This is a genomic window from Bacillus yapensis (genome assembly GCF_005280205.1).
GTDB lineage: Bacteria > Bacillota > Bacilli > Bacillales > Cytobacillaceae > Robertmurraya > Robertmurraya yapensis.
This window is the reverse complement of the sequence record NZ_SUND01000021.1, coordinates 16,561-33,278: the sequence shown is the minus strand read 5'-3', so window position 1 is coordinate 33,278 and position 16,718 is coordinate 16,561. Positions and strand designations below refer to the sequence as shown.

Genomic DNA, 16,718 nt, shown 5'->3' with positions numbered 1-16,718 from the left:
TTGGAAATCCTCCTTTAATATAAAAAAGTTAAGTATATGGATGTAGTAAGAAAAGGAGATCCTTTTCTTACCACTCTTACATAAGTAGTTATACTTTATATATTGGTGAAAATCAATTATTCACCTTTATTTTTCTTAATGATTTCTTCTGAAATTGATTTTGGTACTTCTTCATAGTGGTCAAAGTGCATTGAGAACACACCGCGACCTTGAGTGCTAGAACGTAAAGTTGTAGCATAACCAAACATTTCAGAAAGAGGAACCATCGCACGGACAACTTGTGCATTACCACGAGCTTCCATACCTTCTACACGACCACGACGGGAAGTGATGTTACCCATGATATCACCCATGTATTCTTCAGGGATGATAACTTCTACTCTCATCATTGGCTCTAAAATAACTGGGTTACATTTAGATGCTGCGTTTTTAAGTGCCATTGAAGCGGCAATTTTGAACGCCATTTCAGAAGAGTCAACATCATGGTAAGAACCGTCGAATAGACGCGCTTTGATATCTACTACAGGGAAACCTGCAAGGAGTCCTCTATCAAGAGCATCTTCTAGACCAGATTGGACAGCAGGAATGTATTCACGAGGAACAACCCCACCGACGATACCATTTTCAAATTCGAAGCCTTTTCCTTCTTCGTTTGGAGAGAATTCAATCCAAACGTGTCCGAATTGTCCACGTCCACCAGATTGGCGAGCAAATTTTCCTTCTACAGATGCAGAAGAACGAATTGTTTCGCGGTAAGCAACCTGAGGAGCACCAACATTAGCTTCTACTTTAAATTCACGGCGCATACGGTCTACTAGAATATCTAAGTGAAGTTCACCCATACCCGCGATGATAACCTGTCCAGTCTCCTGGTCAGTATGTGCACGGAATGTAGGATCTTCTTCTTGAAGCTTTTGTAGAGCAGTAGTCATTTTATCTTGGTCAGCTTTAGACTTAGGCTCGATAGATAATTGAATAACTGGCTCTGGGAATTCCATAGACTCAAGGATAACTAGGCTCTTTTCATCACATAGTGTATCACCAGTTGTAGTATCTTTAAGACCTACAGCAGCAGCGATATCACCAGCGTATACCATTGAAATCTCTTCACGGCTGTTAGCATGCATTTGTAGGATACGTCCTACACGCTCACGCTTACCTTTAGTAGAGTTTTGAACGTATGAACCTGAGCTTAATGTACCAGAGTACACACGGAAGAATGTTAATTTACCAACATAAGGGTCAGTCATAACTTTGAACGCTAGAGCTGAGAACGGCTCTTCATCACTTGAATGACGTTCAACTACTTCATCACTATCTGGAAGTGTTCCTTTAATAGCAGGAACATCTAGTGGAGATGGAAGGTAGTCGATAACAGCGTCAAGCATTTTTTGAACACCTTTGTTTTTGAATGCAGAACCACAGATAACTGGGTAGAATTCAACGTTAACAGTACCTTTACGAATCGCTGCTTTCAGGTCTTCTGTAGTGATTTCTTCACCACCAAGGTATTTTTCCATTAACTCTTCGTCGAATTCAGATACCGCTTCGATTAATTTCTCACGGTATTCTTCTGCTTCAGCACGGTACTCTTCAGGAATTTCACGTACTTCAATGTCAGTTCCAAGATCGTTACCGTAGAATGTTGCATTCATTTCAACTAAGTCAATGATAGCTGAGAATTGATCTTCAGCTCCAATTGGAAGTTGAATTGCTGCAGCGTTCGCTTGTAAGCGGTCATGAATCGTTTTGATTGAGTACTTGAAATCAGCACCAATTTTGTCCATCTTGTTTACAAATACAACACGCGGTACGCCATATGTTGTTGCTTGGCGCCAAACTGTTTCAGTTTGAGGCTCAACACCAGACTGTGCATCAAGTACAGCAACTGCACCATCTAATACACGTAGGGAACGTTCAACTTCAACAGTGAAGTCTACGTGTCCTGGTGTATCGATGATGTTAACGCGGTGACCTTTCCATTGTGCAGTTGTGGCTGCAGATGTAATTGTAATACCACGTTCTTGTTCCTGTTCCATCCAGTCCATCTGAGACGCACCTTCATGAGTTTCACCGATTTTATGAATCTTACCAGTGTAATAAAGTACGCGCTCAGTTGTTGTTGTTTTACCAGCATCAATGTGAGCCATGATACCGATGTTTCTAGTATTTGCTAAGGAGAACTCTCTTGCCATTGGTATTTCTCCTTTCTCATATGAGTGATTTTTAGTTTGTTTTTATAATAGTAAAAGTAAATTCTACCAACGATAATGAGCGAATGCTTTGTTAGCTTCAGCCATTTTGTGTGTATCTTCACGTTTCTTAACTGATGCACCAGTGTTGTTAGCTGCATCTAGAATTTCGTTAGCTAAACGCTCTTCCATTGTCTTTTCTCCGCGAAGACGTGAATAGTTTACTAACCAACGAAGACCAAGAGTTGTACGACGATCTGGGCGCACCTCTACTGGTACTTGATAGTTAGAACCACCTACACGGCGTGCTTTAACTTCTAGTACAGGCATGATGTTCTTTAATGCTTGATCGAATACTTCCATTGGATCTTTGCCAGTACGTTCACGAATGATATCGAATGATGAGTAAAGAATAGATTGAGATTTACCTCTCTTACCGTCAACCATCATTTTGTTGATTAGACGACTGATTAGCTTTGAATTGTAAATCGGATCTGGTAATACGTCTCTTTTTGCTACAGGTCCTTTACGTGGCATCTGTCTTCCTCCTTTCAAAGAAGCTTATAATTTCTATTTGATTATTTTTTTGCTGCTTTAGGTTTCTTCGTACCGTACTTAGAACGACCTTGCATACGGTTGTTAACACCAGCTGTATCTAAAGCTCCACGAACGATATGGTAACGTACCCCTGGTAAGTCCTTTACACGTCCGCCACGGATTAATACAACGCTGTGCTCTTGTAGGTTGTGTCCGATACCAGGAATATATGCAGTTACCTCGATGCCGTTTGTTAAACGTACACGAGCATATTTACGTAACGCAGAGTTTGGTTTTTTCGGAGTCATTGTACCAACACGAGTACATACACCACGCTTTTGTGGAGATGATACGTTAGTTTGTGCTTTTTTGAAGCTGTTGTAACCTTTGTTTAGCGCAGGTGATTTTGACTTTTCCTCTTTTGATTGACGAGGCTTGCGCACTAATTGGTTAATAGTAGGCATTTATGTTTCCTCCCTTCACTTTTTCGTTAAGCCCACACATCCAGGTGGTTCATTTTGAAGCAAAAAACAAAGTCCTTGCAGATCATTCTACAAAAACAGTTTTTAATGGGTTAATGCAACGGTTGCGGCACCAACTTCTATGGAGCATGCTTTCCCTAAGGATTTCATGGAATCTACATAGGTGATTGGAATGTTCAGTTCTTCAGCTGTATTGATGACTTCGGCTGTTACCATTGGGGCAGCATCCATTGCCACTAATACTTCTTTTACGTTTCCATTCCGTAAAGCCTTGACCGTTTGCTTTGTTCCTACTATAAAATTTTTGGCCTGCATTACTTTTTCATAAGACAATTTTACATCCTCCAAAGTAACAGGTAATAGGAGCACCTTTGTTATATTAACATCATAGATATCCAATGTCAACATGAATTCTAGATTATTTATCAGAATAAATGTGGTACTTGTCAAACGACAAGTACCACATTGTATTCGATAATTTACTCAACTGTTACAGCATCTTCTGTTTCTTCAACTGCTGCAACAGGTTCTGCTTTACGGTAACGTTGCATACCAGTACCAGCTGGTACAAGTTTACCGATAATAACATTTTCTTTAAGACCAAGTAACTCATCGCGTTTCCCTTTAATTGCTGCATCCGTAAGAACTCTTGTTGTTTCTTGGAATGATGCTGCAGATAAGAAGGAATCTGTTTCAAGAGATGCTTTTGTAATCCCTAGTAACACTGGGCGACCAGTTGCTGGTAATTTGCCTTCAAGTAGAGCTTTTTCGTTTGCGTCAGTGAATTGGTGGATATCAAGCAGTGAACCTGGTAAAACTTCAGTTTCTCCAGCATCAACTACACGGATTTTACGAAGCATTTGGCGAACCATTACTTCTACGTGTTTATCTCCAATTTCTACCCCTTGCATACGGTATACCTTTTGAACCTCTTTAAGCAAGTACTCTTGTACAGATGTCACGTCTTTGACTTTGATTAATTCCTTCGGATCGATGGAACCCTCTGTCAATTCTTGACCGATAACAACTTGGTCATTGATAGCGACTTTTAGACGAGCTGTATAAGGTGCTGTATATGTGCGAGATTCAATTTCACCTTGAACGATGATTTCATGTTGACGATCACGACCTTCGTTTATGCCAACAACAACACCATCAAGTTCAGAAATAACCGCTTGACCTTTCGGATTACGCGCTTCGAAAATCTCCTGGATACGTGGAAGACCTTGTGTAATATCGTCTCCGGCAACCCCACCTGTATGGAATGTACGCATCGTTAACTGTGTTCCTGGCTCACCAATGGATTGAGCAGCGATGATACCAACTGCTTCGCCCACTTCAACTTCTTGACCAGTTGCAAGGTTACGACCATAACACTTCTTACACACACCATGACGTGTGTTACAAGTAAATGCGGAACGAATCCAAACTTCCTCAACACCTGCTTCGACAATCTCTGTAGCTAAATCTTCTGTAATCAAGCCATTTTCAGGTACCATAACTTGCTTCGTTTCTGGGTGCTTAATCGCTCTTCTTGCATAACGACCGATTAAACGCTCATCTAACGCTTCAATTATTTCAGTTCCATCTCTTAGAGCTGCTACTAACAGACCACGATCAGTTCCACAGTCATCATCACGAACGATAACATCCTGTGCAACGTCTACAAGACGACGTGTTAGGTAACCTGAGTCAGCTGTTTTAAGAGCTGTATCGGCAAGACCTTTACGCGCACCGTGAGTAGAAATAAAGTATTCTAATACCGTTAATCCTTCACGGAAAGATGAAATGATCGGTAATTCGATGATACGACCAGCCGGGTTGGCCATCAATCCACGCATACCTGCAAGCTGCGTGAAGTTTGATGCGTTACCACGGGCACCAGAGTCACTCATCATGAAGATCGGGTTCGTCTTCTCTAAGGACTTCATTAGTTTTGCTTGGATATTATCTTTAGCAGCACTCCAGATAGAAATTACACGATCATAACGCTCATCTTCTGTGATTAAACCACGTCTGAATTGCTTCATTACGTTATCTACCTTAATTTGCGCTTCATCGATAATTTCTTTCTTTTCCTTTAATACAACGATATCTGCCACACCAACAGTAATACCTGCTTTAGTGGAGTATTTGAATCCAAGATTCTTCATACGATCAAGCATTTTTGATGTTTCAGTAATCTTGAAACGTTTGAATACTTCCGCAATGATATTTCCAAGAATCTTTTTCTTGAACGGGTCTACGATTGGTAGACTCTGAATCAATTCCTTAATATCTGCACCTTTTTCAACAAAGTATTTCTTCGGAGTTTCCTCTTCAAGATTTTCCTTTGTCGGTTCATTAATGTAAGGGAAAGATGTTGGTAAAATTTCATTGAAAACAAGCTTACCAACAGTTGTTACTAACAACATGTTGTTTTGTTCTTCTGTGAATGTTTCGTTGTTTAAAGAACCAGCATGTACCGCGATACGAGTGTGTAAATGAACATAGCCATTTTGATAAGCAATTAATGCTTCATTCGTATCTTTAAAGACCATACCTTCTCCAACAGCATCTTTACGTTCTAAAGTTAGGTAGTAGTTTCCTAATACCATATCCTGAGATGGCGTAACAACTGGTTTTCCATCCTTAGGGTTTAGAATGTTTTGAGCAGCAAGCATTAGAAGTCTAGCTTCTGCTTGTGCTTCTGCAGATAACGGTACGTGTACGGCCATTTGGTCACCGTCAAAGTCCGCGTTGTATGCTGTACATACAAGTGGATGCAAGCGAATTGCACGACCTTCTACTAGAGTTGGTTCAAATGCTTGAATACCAAGTCTGTGTAGAGTTGGGGCACGGTTTAAGAGAACCGGATGCTCCTTAATAACGTCTTCAAGCACATCCCAAATTTCAGGAGATAAACGCTCGATTTTACGTTTTGCAGATTTAATATTATGAGCTAAACCTTTTTCAACTAGCTCTTTCATCACGAATGGCTTGAATAATTCAATCGCCATTTCTTTAGGTAGACCACATTGGTACATCTTAAGGTTTGGACCTACGACGATAACGGAACGACCAGAGTAGTCAACACGCTTACCTAGTAGGTTTTGACGGAAACGTCCTTGCTTCCCTTTCAGCATATGAGAAAGAGATTTCAACGGGCGGTTACCTGGTCCTGTAACAGGACGACCGCGACGACCATTATCGATTAGAGCATCTACAGCTTCCTGTAGCATACGCTTTTCGTTTTGAACGATAATGCTTGGAGCACCTAAATCTAATAGACGCTTTAGACGGTTGTTACGATTGATGACACGACGATATAAATCGTTTAAGTCAGAAGTCGCAAAACGGCCACCATCTAATTGCACCATTGGACGAAGCTCCGGTGGAATTACTGGTAGAACATCTAGGATCATCCAAGATGGTTCGTTTCCAGAATTACGGAATGCTTCAAGTACTTCAAGGCGTTTAATTGCTCTTGTACGGCGCTGACCTTGAGCAGTTTTTAATTCTTCTTTTAAAGCATCTACTTCTTTATCTAAATCGATATCAGATAGAAGCTTTTTAATGGATTCCGCACCCATAGAAGCTTGGAATTTGTTGCCGTACTTATCACGATAAGCACGATATTCTTTTTCGGATAAAAGCTGTTTCTTTTCTAGTGGCGTATCGCCTGGCTCAGTTACAACATAAGAAGCGAAATAGATAACTTCTTCTAAAGCACGAGGTGACATATCTAGAATTAAGCCCATTCTGCTTGGAATTCCTTTGAAATACCAAATGTGAGAAACAGGAGCTGCTAATTCGATATGACCCATGCGTTCACGACGAACTTTTGCGCGAGTTACTTCTACACCACAGCGATCACAGACTACACCTTTATAACGGACGCGCTTATATTTTCCACAGTGACATTCCCAGTCTTTCTGTGGTCCAAAGATACGCTCACAAAATAGTCCGTCCTTCTCTGGCTTTAAGGTACGATAGTTGATTGTTTCTGGCTTCTTTACTTCTCCGAAAGACCATGAACGAATTTTATCGGGTGAAGCAAGACCAATTTTCATATACTCAAAATTATTGACATCTAGCAAGGGGCCTACCTCCCTCATAATCTACAGGTTTTACCCTTATAGCCTTAACTACCATTTTCCCACTCCCAAAGACGGAATGAGAAAATGGCGTAGTATTATTTAACGTACAATTTATTTATTCTTTTGAACCGACAATTTCAGATTCAAATTCTTCTTGAATTGGAGCCACTGTTAAGGATTCTGCTTGTTGTTCTTCATCATCCTCTAAGTCGCGCATTTCGATTTCTTTTTCATCGCCAGAAAGGATTTTAACATCCATACCTAAGCTCTGAAGCTCCTTCATTAATACGCGGAATGATTCAGGAACACCTGGTTCAGGAACATTTTCACCTTTCACGATTGCTTCATAAGTTTTCACACGTCCAACAACGTCATCCGACTTAACAGTCAAGATTTCTTGAAGTGTGTATGCAGCACCGTAAGCTTCTAATGCCCAAACCTCCATCTCACCAAATCGCTGACCACCGAACTGCGCTTTACCACCAAGTGGTTGCTGCGTTACAAGTGAGTAAGGACCTGTAGAACGTGCATGGAGCTTATCGTCAACCATGTGAGCAAGTTTGATCATGTACATAACCCCAACGGATACACGATTATCAAACGGCTCGCCTGAACGACCATCATAAAGAACTGTTTTCGCATCACGTGCCATTCCAGCTTCTTCAATTGTTCCCCAAACATCTTCTTCACGCGCACCATCAAATACTGGAGATGCAACATGAATGCCTAGTGCTCTTGCTGCCATACCTAAATGAAGCTCTAGCACCTGACCAATGTTCATACGAGAAGGAACCCCTAGTGGGTTTAACATGATATCAACCGGTGTACCGTCTGGTAAATAAGGCATATCTTCTTCTGGTAAAATACGAGAGATAACCCCTTTGTTTCCGTGACGTCCAGCCATCTTATCTCCTTCGTGAATTTTACGTTTTTGAACGATATAAACACGAACAAGCTGATTTACACCTGGAGGAAGCTCATCTCCATCTTCACGGTTAAAGACTTTAACATCGTGAACGATACCGCCACCACCGTGTGGAACACGTAGAGAAGTATCACGTACTTCACGAGCTTTTTCACCAAAGATTGCATGTAATAGACGCTCTTCAGCTGTTAATTCAGTTACCCCTTTAGGTGTAACCTTACCAACCAGTAAGTCCCCGTCTTTTACTTCCGCACCGATGCGGATGATTCCACGCTCATCAAGATTTCTAAGCGCATCTTCCCCAACATTCGGAATGTCACGAGTAATTTCTTCTGGTCCTAATTTTGTATCACGAGATTCTGATTCATATTCTTCAATATGAATAGAAGTATAAACATCATCTTTTACAAGTCGTTCACTCATGATGATGGCATCCTCATAGTTGTAACCATCCCATGTCATGAAGGCAACAAGTACGTTACGTCCAAGAGCAAGTTCTCCTAGTTCCATAGACGGACCATCAGCAAGGATTTCTCCTTTTGTTACACGGTCACCTGTAGCAACGATAGGACGTTGGTTGTAACAAGTACCTTGGTTTGAACGGACAAATTTTAATAACTTGTATTTATCCAAATCACCTTTTACTTCTTTACCATCAACTTCAACAACACGTCGCACCCAAATTTCACGTGCTTCAACGTGTTCCACGATTCCTTCGTTCTTACAGATTACTGCTGCACCAGAGTCTTTACCAGATACGTATTCCATACCTGTTCCTACTCGTGGAGCTTCTGGTTGCATCAACGGAACTGCTTGACGCTGCATGTTCGCACCCATTAGGGCACGGTTGGAGTCATCGTTTTCTAAGAACGGGATACATGCTGTCGCAGCAGAAACAACCTGCTTCGGAGAAACGTCCATATAGTCGATACGCTCTCTGCTAACAACTGTGTTTTCCCCTCTAAAACGAGAGATGATTTGATCATCTAAGAATGACCCATCATCACCTAAGCGCGCATTCGCTTGGGCTACAACATAATTATCTTCTTCGTCAGCAGTTAAATAATCTATTGTGTTCGTTACTTTCCCTGTTTCAGGGTCAACACGACGATATGGAGTTTCGATAAATCCAAATCGATTTACTTTTGCGTAAGAAGATAAAGAGTTAATTAATCCAATGTTCGGACCTTCCGGAGTCTCAATCGGACACATACGTCCATAGTGAGAATAGTGTACGTCACGTACTTCCATCCCCGCACGTTCACGTGTTAAACCACCAGGCCCTAAGGCTGAAAGACGGCGCTTATGCGTTAACTCTGCTAAAGGATTTGTTTGGTCCATGAATTGAGATAATTGCGAGCTTCCAAAGAACTCTTTAATAGACGCGATCACAGGACGGATATTAATTAGCTGTTGAGGCGTAATTGTATTCGTATCTTGGATCGACATTCTTTCACGAACAACACGTTCCATTCTAGAAAGACCGATACGGAATTGGTTTTGTAATAGTTCACCAACAGAACGTAGGCGACGGTTACCTAAATGGTCGATGTCATCTGTATCTCCAACACCATGTAGTAAGTTGAAGAAATAACTAATAGACGCAATAATATCAGCTGGTGAAATGTTTTTAACTGCCTCTTCTACATATGCGTTTCCGATGACATTAATAGCTTTTTCACCATCATCATTTGGAGCGTAAATTTTAATGGATTGTAAAAGAACATCATTTTCAACTACGCCGCCTACTGGGCTTTGTGTTTGGAAACCAATATTCTTTTCTAAATGAGGAAGAATACGATCTAATGTACGGCGATCTAGTAATACTCCCTTTTCGGCAATAATTTCACCTGTTTCAGGATCCACTAGCGTTTCAGCAAGACGCTGATTAAACAAACGATTCTTTATATGAAGCTTTTTATTGATCTTATAACGACCTACATTAGCTAAATCATAACGTTTTGGATCAAAAAATCTTGAAACCAAGAGGCTTTTCGCGTTTTCTACTGTAGGTGGTTCACCTGGACGTAGACGCTCATAGATTTCTAGTAATGCTTTGTCAGTACCTTCTGTGTTGTCTTTTTCAAGAGTATTACGAAGGTATTCATTTTCTCCGATTAAATCAAGAATTTCTTGATCAGAACCGAATCCAAGTGCACGCAAAAGAACCGTAACAGGCAACTTCCTTGTACGATCTATTCTGACGTAAACAACATCTTTGACATCCGTTTCGTACTCTAACCAAGCACCACGGTTCGGGATTACTGTAGCAGTAAAGCCCTTCTTGCCATTTTTATCAAGTTTTCCGCTATAGTACACACTTGGTGAACGTACTAATTGGGATACGATTACGCGCTCTGCGCCGTTGATGACAAAAGTACCAGTCTCTGTCATTAATGGGAAATCACCCATGAAGACATCCTGATCTTTTACTTCACCAGTTTCTTTGTTAACAAGACGAACTTTCACACGTAATGGTGCCGAATATGTAACATCTCGTTCTTTAGATTCCGCAACGGAATATTTTGGTTCGCCAAGGCTGTAATCAATAAATTCAAGTGATAAATTACCCGTGAAGTCCTCGATTGGTGAAATATCTTGGAACATTTCACGTAATCCCTCATCAAGAAACCATTGATATGAAGAGGTTTGGATTTCAATAAGATTTGGTAATTCTAAAACTTCACTGATTCGTGCGTAACTTCTCCGCCTACGGTGTCGTCCATACTGAACTAGTTGACCTGTCAACTGATTCACCCCTCAAATCAAGCGTTATAGTGCATCTATTGCCAGTCTTATAAATAACATAGGCGCCTTGATTGGCTAAAACAATCCAAAAGGCCTCGTCTTATAAGACAAAAAGAAAAAGGGTTTTATTCTCAAAAACCACATTTTCCATATTACGAACTATTATTTTGTTAGTTTTTCCCTACTATACCAACTTTATACAACGTCGTTGGAATTAGTATGTGGACCAGATCATATTATGTTGGCATTTTATAATGTTAACATAGCCAAAATGTCAAGTCAAATATTTTTTCGCACGCAAAATAAAATAACCTTTTTTCTTTTCAACTGTCTCTACATCACCAAATAACTCAGTCATTTTCTCGATCGCTGAAGGCGCCCCTTGTTTTTTTTGAATGACCACCCAAAGCTCCCCTTGATCTTTTAAATAAGAAAAGCTTTGTTCAAAAATTTGATGAACAACTTTCTTACCAGCTCGAATTGGAGGATTTGTTAAAATCGCAGCGAACTCTTTATGTTTTACCTGATCAAGGCAATTACTTTCATAAATCGAAACATTAACGATGTTATTCAGAGTCGCATTTTCTTTCGCTAACGAAAGCGCCCGTTCATTCACATCTACCATATGTATATTGCGACCGGTATCTTTCGCGATCGATAATCCAATCGGTCCGTAACCACAGCCAACATCCAAAAGATCCCCCTCTACTTCAGGAAGCTCGAACGATTCAACGAGTAACCGAGAACCAAAATCAACTTCTCTTTTGGAGAACACTCCGTTATCAGTTTTGAATTTGAGTTTGTGATTTCTTAAGGTAAAATCCCAATAAGTCGGATTGCTTTCAACCTTTTGATCACGAGAATAATAATGTTCAGACATTTTTTCACCTCAACCTCTAAGGTCGCCAATAAACATGACCCTGAATCTAATAATAGAAAAAGCAAACACAAAATGCAAAAAAAGCTCGCCATAATAGCGAGCTTTTTCATATCAAACAGAAATTACTTAACTTCTACGTTAGCGCCAACTTCTTCAAGCTTAGCTTTGATTTCTTCAGCTTCTTCTTTAGAAGCTCCTTCTTTAAGTGCTTTTGGAGTGTTGTCAACAAGTTCTTTTGCTTCTTTAAGTCCAAGACCTGTGATTTCACGAACAACCTTGATAACTTTGATTTTTTGATCTCCAGCAGAAGCTAAGATTACATCAAAATCAGTTTTTTCTTCAGCAGCAGCACCAGCAGCAGCTCCAACTACAGCTACAGGAGCAGCAGCAGTTACACCAAATTCTTCTTCAATAGCTTTTACTAAGTCGTTTAATTCTAAAACAGTCATATTTTTAACTGCTTCAATGATTTGTTCTTTAGTCATGATTATTTTCCTCCTTGGAATAATAGTTTTATTTTAATAGACCGAAGATAATTCTAGCTTACGCGCCCTGTTCTTCTTTTTGATCTGCAACTGCTTTTGTAGCAAGAGCAAGGTTGCGGATAGGTGCTTGAAGCACGCTGAGTAACATAGATAGTAAACCTTCGCGAGATGGTAGATCCGCAAGAGCTTTAATATCTTCAACTGAAGCGATGTTTCCTTCGATAACACCTGCTTTAATTTCAAGAGCTTCATGCTTTTTAGCAAATTCGCTCAAGATTTTTGCTGGTGCAACAACATCTTCTGCACTGAACGCGATTGCGTTTGGTCCAGTTAGAACCTCATTCAATCCTGTAAGTTCAGTAGCTTCTGCAGCACGACGAGTTAAAGTGTTTTTGTAAACCTTGAACTCAACGCCAGCTTCACGAAGTTGTTTACGAAGTTCAGTAACTTCAGCAACGTTTAAACCACGGTAGTCAACAACAACTGTTGAAACACTTGATTTAAATTTGTCAGCAATTTCGTCTACGATTAATTTCTTTTGATCGATAGCGTTGCTCATCTTTACACCTCCTGTAGATTTTCTACATTCATACCGATGCATATAAAAACCTCCACATCTTTACAGACATGGAGGAAGTATACAATAGTCAAAATACAACTAAATCATTCTATCGTATGACCTCGGCAGGAAAATTAAGCTTTGCAGCTCCTGCTGTCTGCGGTACAAATGTTATTTATTTTTCACAACAGAATTTATATTAGCAAATATAATTCTGAATGTCAATTGTTAAAAAATTACTTCGCTGAAACTGAAGAAGGGTCAACCTTAACTCCAGGTCCCATTGTAGTTGTAACTGTTACGTTCTTCATGTATGTGCCTTTTGCAGCAGCTGGTTTAACCTTCATTAAAGTATCGAAAATAGTGTTGAAGTTTTCAACAAGCTTTTCATTTTCGAATGATACTTTACCGATTGGTACATGAATGTTACCAGACTTATCAACGCGGTATTCAACTTTACCAGCTTTGATTTCGTTAACTGCTTTTGTCACATCAAAAGTAACTGTTCCAGTTTTAGGGTTTGGCATTAAACCTTTAGGTCCTAATACACGACCAAGCTTACCAACTTCACCCATCATGTCTGGAGTAGCAACGATAACATCAAACTCGAACCAACCTTGGTTGATTTTAGTGATGAATTCTGCATCTCCTACATAATCAGCGCCAGCAGCTTCTGCTTCTTTCACTTTTTCACCTTTAGCAAATACTAATACACGTTGAGTTTTACCAGTTCCGTTTGGAAGTACAACTGCTCCACGGATTTGTTGGTCAGCTTTCTTAGGATCTACTCCTAGACGGAATGCTGCTTCAACTGTTGCATCGAATTTAGTGAAATTTGTTTTCTTAGCAAGATCAATTGCTTCTGCTGCAGGATAAGCTTTTAGACGATCTACAAGCTTTGCAGCTTCTACATACTTCTTACCTTTTTTAGCCATTTTAAATTTCCTCCTTGAATTGTGGTTTTAGCGGATAACCTCCCACTTAAAAGCGACAAGCGTGGTACTACTTGGCACTTCAAAAGCATCGTTCAAATTAGAACTAGCTTTTTTAACAGAACAAAGGTTGCGAGTGAAACCAAATTCAACGTCGCAACCCTTTAATCAACTAATTCGTAATTGTATGATTACGAACATAAAACATAAGCATGAATTAGTCTTCGATAACGATACCCATGCTGCGTGCAGTACCTTCAACCATGCGCATAGCTGCTTCAACGCTAGCTGCATTTAGGTCAGGCATTTTTGATTCAGCAATCTCGCGTACTTTATCACGCTTAACTGTTGCTACTTTATTACGGTTTGGTTCACCAGAACCAGACTCGATTCCAGCTGCTTTCTTAAGAAGAACGGCAGCAGGTGGAGTTTTCGTAATAAATGTAAATGAACGGTCTTCAAATACCGTAATTTCAACAGGTATGATTAAACCAGCTTGTTCAGCTGTACGAGCGTTAAACTCTTTACAGAATCCCATGATGTTAACACCGGCTTGACCTAATGCAGGACCAACTGGTGGAGCTGGATTAGCTTTAGCTGCAGGGATTTGTAATTTTACGACCTTAATTACTTTTTTAGCCACGAGACACACCTCCTTAAAGTCCGTGATGTGGTAATAGGGTTGATTTCCATTCGGTTTTCACCAAAGAAAAACGTCCCTCCCACTCAACTTGTTGTCCTTATATAAAAATAAAGAGCTTGGCAATACTTTGTCTTCTAAAAGACATACTGACCTTTGAAATATTATCACTTTTCCAATTCGATTTCAAGTTTTTTCGGAAAGAAATGCAATAATAAGTTTTGGAAATTCACAAGATTATCTAAATTAGCTTCTTACAGCTTATCAATCTGTGTGAATTCTAGTTCTACTGGCGTATCGCGACCAAACATATTAACCAGAACCTTAAGTTTCCCTTTGTCTTTGTCAATATCTTCGATAGAGCCAGTGAAGTTCGCAAATGGACCTTCTTTAACGCGAACCGTTTCCCCTAATTCAAAGTCAATATCAATTCGTTTTTCCTCTACACCTAATGTTTTTAAGATAGAGTTAATTTCTTCCGGTAAAAGCGGCGTTGGTTTTGAACCTGAGCCTGCTGAGCCTACAAATCCAGTTACCCCTGGAGTGTTACGAACAACATACCAAGAATCATCCGTCATGATAATTTCAACTAGCACATAACCAGGAAACACCTTGCGCTTTACTGTTTTTTTCTTACCATTCTTAAAATCAGTTTCTTCTTCCTCTGGTACGATTACACGGAAGATCTTGTCCTGCATGCCCATTGTTTCGACACGCTTTTCTAAGTTCGTCTTCACTTTGTTTTCGTAGCCTGAGTATGTGTGAACTACATACCAATTCTTTTCCATGTGTCAGGACGATCCGTCCTTCCCTCCCTACAATTAAAAAATACGCACCCAAAATTAGACTTGTCTATTTTTTCCCAAATTAAAAAACCCGTTTCCGGGCTTTTGTATGAATTCCTATCACATTTTCCATTATACCATTAAGACATAGGGGTTATTCAAGGAATTAAACGAATCAATTCAGAAATTCCTAAATCGATAACCGCAAAGAAAATAGTAAAGAATACTACTGTTACTAGAACCGTAACTGTATAGCTAGTTAGCTCTTTCCTTTTAGGCCAGCTAACTTTTCCCATTTCACGGCCGACGTCTTTGAAAAAATTAATGATGCGATGCATGAGTGAGACCTCCAACTTTTAAGGTGCTATATATAATAAAGGATTGATATTTTGGCCTGAGCCAAAAATCATTATTTATTTCGTTTCACAGTGGAGCGTGTGAGCATTACAAGTACTGCAGAACTTCTTTAATTCTAAACGTTCTGATTCCTTCTTGCTTGTCGTTGAGTAGTTTCTAGAACCACACTCTGCACAGGCTAAAGCAACCTTTTTAATCATCAAAGCCACCTACTATTTCCCATTCTATATCTCTAAAACTGTAACATGGACAAAGTATAGTGTCAATATGAAAAGCGGAGAGCGCTTGCACATCGGCGACAAGCAGAAGACGAGCCGGCTAGGAGATTGCACTTTAATCTCCTTGACGGATTGGGTTCTGACCTCGAGCCGATAGCGCTCGGAGCTAGACAATGATTTCAGTAGGAACGACCTAATGCTAAAGTGTCAGTTCTCGAACCTCTAAATATCTTTCTAGCTTTCTCTTTACCCTTTGGAGAGCGTTATCAATAGACTTTACATGTCGATTGAGCTCTTCTGATATTTCTTGATAGGATTGTCCGTCCAAATACAGCGCCAAAACCTTCCGTTCAAGATCACTCAAAAGCTCGGACATTTTGACTTCAATATGGTCAAACTCCTCCTGATTAATGATCAGTTCTTCCGGATCCATAACTTTCGCTCCAGAAATCACATCCATTAAAGTTCTATCAGATTCTTCATCATAAATTGGCTTGTCCAAAGAAACATAAGAATTCAACGGAATATGCTTCTGCCTTGTGGCTGTTTTAATGGCGGTAATGATCTGTCTTGTAATACACAGTTCTGCAAACGCTTTAAAAGATGTAAGCTTGTCCTCCTTGAAGTCACGAATGGCTTTATATAAACCAATCATGCCTTCTTGGACAATATCTTCCTTGTCTGCACCAATTAAAAAATAGGACCTAGCTTTAGCGCGTACGAAATTACGGTACTTGTGAATCAAGTAATCTAGTGCCTCACCAGTACCTTGATGAACCAACTCTACTATTTCTTCATCTTCTAGCTGGATATAATCAACAAAGTTTTCATCTTCTTTTGTTTTGTAGTCAGCACTCACTAGGATCCCTCCGACCTGGCTAGTTAGCAATATTATACAG

Annotated in this window: 15 protein-coding genes and 1 other annotated feature; all 15 genes read right to left on the bottom strand. The window is 40.0% G+C overall.

Annotation, left to right across the window (positions count from 1 at the left end; genetic code table 11):
* Positions 1–116: 116 nt before the first annotated feature.
* The 15 genes from fusA to sigH all read right to left on the bottom strand — a co-directional run bounded on the left by fusA (position 117) and on the right by sigH (position 16,678).
* Positions 117–2,195: an elongation factor G gene (fusA, locus tag FAR12_RS20230; protein WP_126410589.1), complete on the bottom strand. Its 2,079-nt coding sequence runs from the start codon at positions 2,193–2,195 to the stop codon at positions 117–119.
* 63 nt (positions 2,196–2,258) lie between these two features.
* Entirely contained in the window at positions 2,259–2,729 is a 471-nt protein-coding gene (gene rpsG, locus FAR12_RS20225; RefSeq protein ID WP_126410588.1) for a 30S ribosomal protein S7, read from the bottom strand.
* A 41-nt stretch (positions 2,730–2,770) separates the two neighbouring features.
* Positions 2,771–3,193: a 30S ribosomal protein S12 gene (rpsL, locus tag FAR12_RS20220; protein WP_126410587.1), complete on the bottom strand. Its 423-nt coding sequence runs from the start codon at positions 3,191–3,193 to the stop codon at positions 2,771–2,773.
* A 102-nt stretch (positions 3,194–3,295) separates the two neighbouring features.
* A complete protein-coding gene (locus FAR12_RS20215; protein WP_126410586.1) occupies positions 3,296–3,544 on the bottom strand; it encodes a 50S ribosomal protein L7ae-like protein in 249 nt (82 codons plus the stop codon).
* A gap of 146 nt (positions 3,545–3,690) precedes the next feature.
* On the bottom strand, positions 3,691–7,290 hold the full coding sequence (gene rpoC, locus FAR12_RS20210; protein WP_126410585.1) for a DNA-directed RNA polymerase subunit beta': 3,600 nt from the start codon (positions 7,288–7,290) through the stop codon (positions 3,691–3,693).
* Between the two features lie 115 nt (positions 7,291–7,405).
* Positions 7,406–10,963, bottom strand: coding sequence for a DNA-directed RNA polymerase subunit beta (gene rpoB, locus FAR12_RS20205; RefSeq protein ID WP_126410584.1), 3,558 nt, complete (start codon positions 10,961–10,963; stop codon positions 7,406–7,408).
* A 274-nt stretch (positions 10,964–11,237) separates the two neighbouring features.
* The gene (locus FAR12_RS20200) at positions 11,238–11,843 is read right to left on the bottom strand and encodes a class I SAM-dependent methyltransferase (RefSeq protein ID WP_126410583.1); all 606 of its coding nucleotides are present in this window, start codon (positions 11,841–11,843) and stop codon (positions 11,238–11,240) included.
* Between the two features lie 122 nt (positions 11,844–11,965).
* Entirely contained in the window at positions 11,966–12,328 is a 363-nt protein-coding gene (rplL, locus tag FAR12_RS20195; protein ID WP_126410582.1) for a 50S ribosomal protein L7/L12, read from the bottom strand.
* Positions 12,329–12,386: 58 nt separating this feature from the next.
* The gene (rplJ, locus tag FAR12_RS20190) at positions 12,387–12,887 is read right to left on the bottom strand and encodes a 50S ribosomal protein L10 (protein ID WP_126410581.1); all 501 of its coding nucleotides are present in this window, start codon (positions 12,885–12,887) and stop codon (positions 12,387–12,389) included.
* Between the two features lie 34 nt (positions 12,888–12,921).
* Positions 12,922–13,068: a sequence feature (ribosomal protein L10 leader region), on the bottom strand.
* 55 nt (positions 13,069–13,123) lie between these two features.
* Positions 13,124–13,822, bottom strand: a complete 699-nt coding sequence (rplA, locus tag FAR12_RS20185) for a 50S ribosomal protein L1 (RefSeq protein WP_126410580.1) — start codon at positions 13,820–13,822, stop codon at positions 13,124–13,126.
* A 214-nt stretch (positions 13,823–14,036) separates the two neighbouring features.
* The gene (gene rplK, locus FAR12_RS20180) at positions 14,037–14,462 is read right to left on the bottom strand and encodes a 50S ribosomal protein L11 (protein WP_019157072.1); all 426 of its coding nucleotides are present in this window, start codon (positions 14,460–14,462) and stop codon (positions 14,037–14,039) included.
* Between the two features lie 251 nt (positions 14,463–14,713).
* The gene (nusG, locus tag FAR12_RS20175) at positions 14,714–15,247 is read right to left on the bottom strand and encodes a transcription termination/antitermination protein NusG (RefSeq protein ID WP_126410579.1); all 534 of its coding nucleotides are present in this window, start codon (positions 15,245–15,247) and stop codon (positions 14,714–14,716) included.
* 155 nt (positions 15,248–15,402) lie between these two features.
* Positions 15,403–15,582 carry a preprotein translocase subunit SecE gene (secE, locus tag FAR12_RS20170; RefSeq protein WP_126410578.1) on the bottom strand — a complete coding sequence of 60 codons (180 nt, stop codon included), beginning with the start codon at positions 15,580–15,582 and terminating at the stop codon, positions 15,403–15,405.
* A 75-nt stretch (positions 15,583–15,657) separates the two neighbouring features.
* On the bottom strand, positions 15,658–15,801 hold the full coding sequence (gene rpmG / locus FAR12_RS20165; RefSeq protein ID WP_126410642.1) for a 50S ribosomal protein L33: 144 nt from the start codon (positions 15,799–15,801) through the stop codon (positions 15,658–15,660).
* A 217-nt stretch (positions 15,802–16,018) separates the two neighbouring features.
* Complete coding sequence (sigH, locus tag FAR12_RS20160) at positions 16,019–16,678, bottom strand: RNA polymerase sporulation sigma factor SigH (RefSeq protein WP_126410577.1); 660 nt, start codon at positions 16,676–16,678, stop codon at positions 16,019–16,021.
* Between the last annotated feature and the right edge of the window lie 40 nt (positions 16,679–16,718).